The organism is Streptomyces sp. NH27 (genome assembly GCF_056859195.1).
This window is the reverse complement of record NZ_JACEGK010000404.1, coordinates 1-7,280: the sequence shown is the minus strand read 5'-3', so window position 1 is coordinate 7,280 and position 7,280 is coordinate 1. Positions and strand designations below refer to the sequence as shown.

Annotated in this window: 7 protein-coding genes and 1 pseudogene; 4 read left to right on the top strand and 4 right to left on the bottom strand. The window is 73.2% G+C overall.

The window, feature by feature from the left end; genetic code table 11:
* The 3 genes from AC13HU_RS27380 to AC13HU_RS27370 form a co-directional block, all read left to right on the top strand.
* Positions 1 to 849: maleylpyruvate isomerase family mycothiol-dependent enzyme (locus AC13HU_RS27380; protein ID WP_483044624.1), on the top strand; the 849-nt coding region annotated here is incomplete at its 5' end.
* Between the two features lie 32 nt (positions 850 to 881).
* Positions 882 to 1,577, top strand: coding sequence for a hypothetical protein (locus AC13HU_RS27375; RefSeq protein ID WP_483044623.1), 696 nt, complete (start codon positions 882 to 884; stop codon positions 1,575 to 1,577).
* A 9-nt stretch (positions 1,578 to 1,586) separates the two neighbouring features.
* Positions 1,587 to 2,024 (top strand): ankyrin repeat domain-containing protein, encoded by a 438-nt coding sequence (locus tag AC13HU_RS27370; protein WP_483044622.1) that lies wholly within the window; start codon positions 1,587 to 1,589, stop codon positions 2,022 to 2,024.
* A gap of 458 nt (positions 2,025 to 2,482) precedes the next feature.
* Here the strand turns inward: AC13HU_RS27370 and alc are convergent, their stop codons facing one another.
* The 3 genes from alc to AC13HU_RS27355 form a co-directional block, all read right to left on the bottom strand.
* Positions 2,483 to 3,613: an allantoicase gene (gene alc / locus AC13HU_RS27365; RefSeq protein ID WP_483044621.1), complete on the bottom strand. Its 1,131-nt coding sequence runs from the start codon at positions 3,611 to 3,613 to the stop codon at positions 2,483 to 2,485.
* Positions 3,614 to 3,815: 202 nt separating this feature from the next.
* Positions 3,816 to 4,739 carry a LysR family transcriptional regulator gene (locus tag AC13HU_RS27360; protein WP_483044620.1) on the bottom strand — a complete coding sequence of 308 codons (924 nt, stop codon included), beginning with the start codon at positions 4,737 to 4,739 and terminating at the stop codon, positions 3,816 to 3,818.
* Positions 4,740 to 4,797: 58 nt separating this feature from the next.
* Positions 4,798 to 5,766 (bottom strand): AraC family transcriptional regulator, encoded by a 969-nt coding sequence (locus tag AC13HU_RS27355; RefSeq protein ID WP_483044619.1) that lies wholly within the window; start codon positions 5,764 to 5,766, stop codon positions 4,798 to 4,800.
* Between the two features lie 283 nt (positions 5,767 to 6,049).
* On the opposite strand from AC13HU_RS27355, the gene AC13HU_RS27350 reads away from it, so the two are divergent.
* On the top strand, positions 6,050 to 6,559 hold the full coding sequence (locus tag AC13HU_RS27350; RefSeq protein WP_483044618.1) for an anthrone oxygenase family protein: 510 nt from the start codon (positions 6,050 to 6,052) through the stop codon (positions 6,557 to 6,559).
* 148 nt (positions 6,560 to 6,707) lie between these two features.
* Here AC13HU_RS27350 and AC13HU_RS27345 read toward each other — a convergent pair.
* A pseudogene (locus tag AC13HU_RS27345) lies at positions 6,708 to 7,211 on the bottom strand (AAA family ATPase); the annotation flags it as partial.
* Positions 7,212 to 7,280: the final 69 nt, after the last annotated feature.

Genomic DNA, 7,280 nt, shown 5'->3' with positions numbered 1-7,280 from the left:
CCCGTTGCGCCACCGCTGTCGGCGCCCGCTGCTAGAACGGTACCCATGACGCCGCTCCCCACCCCGCCGCCCGCCGGGGCGTTCCCGGCCCTGCGCTTTCCCGACTGGCTGGAACTGGTGGAGGACCGGTCGGCCGCGCTGCGGAAGGCGGTGGAGACCGCCGACGAGCAGGCCCGGGTGCCGGGTTGCCCGGACTGGACGGTCCGCGACCTGGTGGCGCACGTCGGGCAGGTGCAGCGTTTCTGGGCGGCCGCTGTCGCCGCGGGCCCGGCCACCTGGCCGCCCGACCCGGACTCGGTGGGCAACGACATAGCGCCGACCGGTGAACTGACGGCGTGGTCGGCCCGGTCCACCGCGCTGCTGCTGGACGCGCTGCGGGCGGCCGGCCCGGACCTGGAGTGCTGGACGTGGTGGTCGACGTCGGGCAGCCCGGCGACGGCGGGCGCCGTCGCCCGCCACCAGGTGCAGGAGGCGGCGGTGCACGCGCGGGACGCGCAGGACGCGGTGGGCCCGGCCGAACCGCTGCCGCCGGCGCTGGCGGTGGACGCGGTCGACGAGCTCCTGCACGTCGGCTTCGGCACCATGGACGGCTGGCCGCACGCCCCCGCCCGGGTCGCCCTGGTCTCCGAGGAGGGCCCGGCCTGGACGCTGATACTCGACGCGACCGGTGCTTCCGCGGTGCGCGTCGGCCCAGGCGACGGTCCCACGCCCGGCGCCTCGATCACCGGACCCGCCGAGGAGTTGCTGCTGTCGCTCTACCGGCGGGTCCGGTGGGACGGCGGCACCCTGCGGGTGGGCGGGGACGCGGAACTGGTCCGGCAATTGGTGGTCTGGTCGCCACTGGATTGAGGACGTACCGTCCTGACTGAGGAGTGATGCCCATGTCAGGACGAGCGTTGCGAGTCGGCGGAGCCATAGGCGGGGCGCTCATGTTGCTCTCCGGCTGCTCCTTCGGCACCCACTCTCATGTGACCGCGACCGCTTCGCCTTCCGCGGCGTCCGCACCCCCACCCGTCGGCAGCATCGACCATCCCCGGCCGGTGGAGTGCGTCGACGGCCTCGTCCAGCGCGAAGGCTCCCCGCCTCCACCGCGCCGCCCCACCAACCCGGCCGGCTCACCTACGGGCAAGCCCACCGACTGGTCAGCCACCGGGACCGGCCATCCGACCGCCGGCCACGCCTCGGCGACGCCCGGCGGCTCCGATATCACCGTCGGCCCGCTGACCTGGCAGGGCCTGGGTGGCCTGACCGACGGTGACCAGCACGACCACGGCAGGCAGAACTCCGGCGGCTGGCACTACCTCATCGACACCCTGGTCCGCCCCGACGCCACGGTCACCGTCACCGTCGGCGCCGAGCAGCGGGCCCGCGCCGGACTGGAGTTCGGCGGCGAGTACGGCTCCGCGCCCGCACCCGCGGTCTCCTTCCACTCCTGCCCTGGCAGCCCCACCTCCTTTCGTGGCTCCTTCTTCGTCGCCGGTGACGGCCGCGCCTGCGTCCCGCTGGACGTCAAGGTCGGTGACGCCCCGGCGCGGCACGTGGTGATCTCCTTCTTCAGCGGACGTTGCCCTGCGTAGGGTGGTGGCATGACCGAGTCCAGCCCCGACCCCGCATCCGCTTCCGGGCCCACCGGCGAGCCCGCGCACGACCCGGAGGTCCTCCAACTCGCCGCGCAGGTCTTCGACCTGGCCCGGCAGGGCGACACCGACAAGCTCGCCGCGTACGTCGACGCGGGGGTACCCGCCAACCTGACGAACGACCGCGGCGACAGCCTCGTCATGCTCGCCGCCTACCACGGCCATGCTTCGGCGGTGCACGCCCTGATCAAGCGCGGCGCCGATGTCGACCGGGTCAACGACCGCGGTCAGACCCCGCTCGCCGGTGCAGTGTTCAAGGGCGAGCAGGATGTGATCAGCGCCTTGGTGGAGGCCGGCGCCGACCCGGCCGCGGGCACCCCGTCCGCGATCGAGACAGCCCGGGTGTTCGGCAAGACCGAACTGCTGTCGCTCTTCGGCGCAGAGTGACCACGTCGGGCCCACGGAACGCCGCCGGCTGGGACGGGAGGCGGCCCGGGCCGGCGGAACGCACCGGCTGGGACCAGGACGCAGCCCGGGCCGGCAAGCGGGTCGGAGCGCCCCGGGCCACGGCCGGCCCGCGAGCTGACGAGCTGACGAGCTGACGAGCTGACGGTGAGCTGGTAGCCCGCGAACCGGTGGGGCGGTACGCCAGTGCGCCAGTGGGGCTGCCGAGCAACCGGAAAACCGGCGGGCCCGCGGACCGGAGAACTGCCAACCGAACGACCGGAAAACCGGCGAGCCCGAGCGACCATCAACCGGCGAGCCCTCGGGCCCGACTGACCGTCAACCGGACAACCCTCGTGCCTGCGCGACCGCCGACCCACGCCCCCGTCAACCGACGACACGGCCCGACGTTTCCGTGAGGTCCGCCCGGCCGACTCCCGTGGTCCCGGCCGGGCGGCGTCTCAGCCGATCGCCTCCGCCCGCTCGGCCAGCCGCGCCGCGCCCCGCCCGGTCAGCGAGCCGTACAGCCGCAGCCGGGAGATGCCACCGTCCGGGAAGATCTCGATCCGGGCGTGCGTGGCCGGGGCTGCCTCGTCGACGAGGAAGCGGTGCACGGTGTCGGGGTGCAGCCGCACCCGGTTGAGCAGCGGCACCCACTCCCCGTCTTCTCCGTCGCGTATGGACAAGGTGGCCCAGCCGGCCGCATTGCCTTTCAGATACGCGGTGTCGATCTCGATCGCCCGGATCACGCCCTGCTCGACCAGCCGGTAATCGATCCAGTCGTGTCCGCTGTCCCGGCGGCGGCGGGTCTCCCAACCGTCGTCCATCTTCCGGGAGCGGCCCGGCAGGATGGTGTGCTCGGGCGGCGAGTAGAAACGGTCGGAGGCGTCCTGGACGATGCCGCCGTTCTCCAGCGCGACCAGGTCGATGGTGCCGAGCGCGGCCAGCCAGGCCGGGTCGGGCGCCACCTCTCCGTACACCCGCAGGCGCGCGACTCCGCCGTCAGGGTGCTGGCGCAGCCGCAGGTGGGAAAAGCGCCGCTCCACGCGGATCGCGAAGGCGTTCTCCGCGTGGCCGCCGACCGGGGTCCGCGGCAGCAATGCGGTCCACTCGACCGACGGGTCCGCCAGGTCCTCCGGCCCGGCCGACGGGGAGAGTGTGGCGGCCTCCACCGAGACGGACTGCGGGTAGTTGCCGCGGAAGTGCGCGGTGTCCACCACGATGCCGCGGACCACGCCGGGCACCGCGAGCCGCACCACCGCCCAGTCGTGGTCCGCCGGATCCGGGTGCGGGGTCCGCGCCGAGCGGCCGCGGCGGCGCCGGGTCTCCCAGCCGTCCATCACCTTGCCCTTGTGCCCGAACCGCTCGGGGTCGAAGACCGCGGGCCCGGGAACCAGCAGATTCTCCCGCTCGGCGAAGAACTCGTCGTTGGCCGCGACCACGCCCGCACCGAGCCGGCGGTCGGTCAGCTCCGCCAGCCCGGTGAAGGGCAACTCGGCCCGGCGATAGTCCGCGAACGGGTTCCCCCCGCCGTACGGCAAGGCGTCCCCGGTGAAATCGGTCAGTGCGGTGAAGGCCGCTCCTTCTTCCATGCTCCCCGTCCCCATCTCCGCGGCCCGCGCCGCATTCATGTCCGCCGCCGCGGCTCCGGCTCCCACTCCTGCTCCTGCTCCTGCTCCTGCTCCAGTTCGAGTTCGACTTCCAGCCGGCCCTCTTCGTCCCTCGCTCCGATTCATGCCCCCACCCTCCCCCCATCAACACTTCAGATCCATCGATACTTTTTGAACATTCCTTTCAGTTCAACTTCACGAATGGGTCCAACTCAGCGGCGTGCCGCAGTGCTCCCATCACCCGCCGCACCAGCACCCCCTCCTCCGTGCCCGCGCGGACCGCGGCCACGATCCGGCGCACCGGCCGGTCCGCGTCCAGCGGCCGGACCGCGACCAGACGCCGCCATCCGCCCACGGTCGCCATCTGCGGCACGAGCGCGATCCCCATGCCCGCCGCCACCAGCGAGAAGATGGCCGGCCAGTCGGCCGCGGCATGCGCCTGCTCCGGCACGAAGCCGGCGTCGGCGCAGGCCGAGAGCGTGATGGTGCGCCACGGCCCACCGCTCCCGAAGATCCACGGCTCCTCGGCGAGCGCGGCCAGCCGCAGCCCGGGCGTGGCGGCCAGCGGGTGGCCGATCGGCAGGGCGATGTCCAGCGGGTCGGTGAGCAGCGGGAACACCGTGAACCGCGGGTCCCGGGCGGTGGGCGCGTCGATCGCGAGGGACACCGCGACGTCCACCTCGCCCGCGGCCAATTCCTCGAAGACCGCCGCGGCCTCGATCTCCCGCACCGATACCGTGATCGCGGGCGCGGACTGGCGCAGCAACTCGGCGGCCGGCACGACGAGCCGGCTGATCGCGGTGGCGATGGTGCCGACCTTGACCAGGCCCGCGTCGCCGCGGGCATACCCCTCCAGTTCGGCGCCGGCCCGCTCCAGTTGGGCGAAGACCACCTCGGCGTGGCGCAGCAGGACGTGGGCCGCGCCGGTCAGCCGCACCCCGCGGCCGCGGGCCTCGACGACCGGCGTCCCTATCTGCTTCGAGAGCGTGGCAAGCTGCTGCGACACCGCCGACGGTGTCATCCGCAGGGCGGCCGCCGCGGCGGTGACGGTACCCGCGTCGTGCAGGGCACGGAGGATCTGGAGCTTCTTGAGGTCCCACTCTTTCATACGGCCAGACTAAACAGTCAGCCGAGGATTGTGCGGCCGGATCGATGGGTACGATCGGTCACGACACCGCTGCCGCGCTCCCCGGCCCGCGCGTTCTGCGGTGTTCCTGCGGGCTGACGCCACGCACGCGCTTGAACGCCGCACTGAGGGCGAACGGGCTGCCGTACCCGACCTTGCGCGCCACCGCGGCGATGGTGGCGTCCGGCTCGCGCAGCAGGTCGGCGGCGAGGGCCAGCCGCCAGCTCGTCAGGTAGGCCATCGGCGGTTCGCCGACGAGTTCGGTGAAGCGGCGGCCGAGCGCCGCACGCGACACGCCGGTCTCGGCGGCCAGTTCGGCGACGCTCCAGCCGTGCGCGGGCCGTTCGTGCAGCAGCCGCAGCGCCGGGCCGACCACCGGGTCGCCCTGCGCGGCGTACCACCCCGGCGCGCCCCCCTCCGGCCGGCCGAACCACTCGCGCAGCACCGCGACGAGCAGCAGGTCCAGCAGGCGGTCGAGGATCACGTCCTGCCCGGGCTCGTCGCGCATCACCTCCGCCGACAGCAGCGCGGGCAGCGGGCTGTCCCAGGCGTCCGCCGGCAGCACCAGGACCTGCGGCAGCGCGGCCAGCAGCCGCCGGCTGACCTCGCCGTCCATCTGGTAGGTCCCGCTGATCAGTACCCCCGCGCCCGGCGTGTCCTCACCCGTGTCGCCCCAGGTGCGCACCCCGAGGTCCATCTCCTCGCACAGCTCGTCGCCGTCCGGGGTCTGCGACACCTGGCCGGGCCGGATCACGATCTGCGGCGGCGTCGCCGGGTCGCCCGCGATGGTGTACGGCTCCGGGCCGCGCACCACCGCGATGTCCCCGGGCCCGATCCGCACCGGCGGCTCCCGATCGGGCACCACCCACGCGTCCCCGTCGACCGGGTAGAGCAGCGTCAGCGGGGCGCGGTCGGCGATCCGGATCGCCCACGGCGGTGCCAGCACCGAGCGCAGCAGGAACGCGCCACGCGCCCGCGGGCCGTCGAGCAGGTCGGTCAGCGCGTCCATGCCGCCCTCAGATGCACGTCAGGTGTGCGTACAGGTGCATGCGTCGCAGCGTAGACGGTGGACGCGCGCGTATGCAGGTGAGTTTCTCGGCCATGGCCGGGACCGGGACCGGGCGACTGTAATCAACTGCATGACGACGAACTCCACCTCCCACACCCCCAACACGCCATACGCGCATGCCGCCTCGCAGCCTCCCGCCACGCCATACGCCCCCAACACGCCATATGCCCCCACCGCCGCGCAGTCTCCCGCCACGCCGCACGCCCCCGCCAAGAGAGTTGCCATGTCCACTGATCTCCGCAGCCTGACGCTGCTCGCCACGACCCTCACCACCGGGCTGATGGCCGGCCTGTACTTCGCGTTCTCATGTGCGGTGATGCCGGGCCTCGGCCAGTCGTCCGACCGCACCTTCGTGGAGTCCATGCAGCGCATCAACGTGGCGATCCTGAACGGCTGGTTCAGCCTGGCGTTCGGCGGCGCCCTGGTGCTCGGCGGAATCGCGATCGCGCTGCACCGGCGCGGCGAGGCAAGTACGGCGCTGCCGTGGATCATCGCGGGCGTCGCGCTCTACACGGTGTCGCTGCTGATCACGATGGGCTTGAACGTGCCGCTGAACGACCAGTTGGCGAAGGCCGGCGACCCGGCCAAGGTCCACAATCTGGCCGCCGTGCGGGAACGGTTCGAGTCCACGTGGGTGCACTGGAACGTCGCCCGCACCCTCGCCTGCACGGCCTCGCTGGGCTGCCTGGCGTGGGCGATGCGGGTCGCGGCCCGGGCGAGCGGACGGGTGTGACGACCGGCGCAGGACGCGGACCGGTACGGGGATCGCCGCCGGGTCAGCCCACCGGGTCGGCCGCAGCGGCCGCGCCCGTTGTGCCCGTTGTGCCCGTCTTGCTCGCCGTGCTCGCCGCCTCCGAAGGGTTCGCCGCGCCCGCCACCTCCGCCGCGATCCGCCGCGCCACGTCCCCCGGCGGCGTCCCGGCCGTATCGACGACCGTGCCCGCCTCGCGCAGCCACGGCAGCGCCGCCTCGTACTCGGCGACGTGGTCGAGCCGCCACTGCCGCGCTGCCGCCCCTTCGGTGTCCTGCTCGATCCGCCGGACCAGCTCCGCCGGATCGGCGTGCAGCACGAAGTGGTGGACGGGCACGCCGGCTTCGGCCAGCCCGCCGGACAGCTCGGTCCAGTACGCCTCGACCAGCACCGACTGCGGGATGACGAGGGTGCCGCCGACATAGTCGAGCAGCTGGACGGCGGTCTGCACGACCAGCGACCGCCACGGCGGGTGTTCCTGGAAGTCCCGCACCGGCTTGTCGGTCAGGAACGGCCGGATCATATAGCCGACGTACTCGGAGTCGAAGATCCGCGCGCCGGGCAGCATCTCGGTGAGCAGCTGGGACGTGGTCGTCTTGCCAGCGCCGAAGGTGCCGTTGAGCCATACGATCATGGCCCCGAGCGTACTGCCGCGACCGGCAAGGTTCACCGGTTCGCGGTTTGCGGGGCCGGCCCCAGCGCC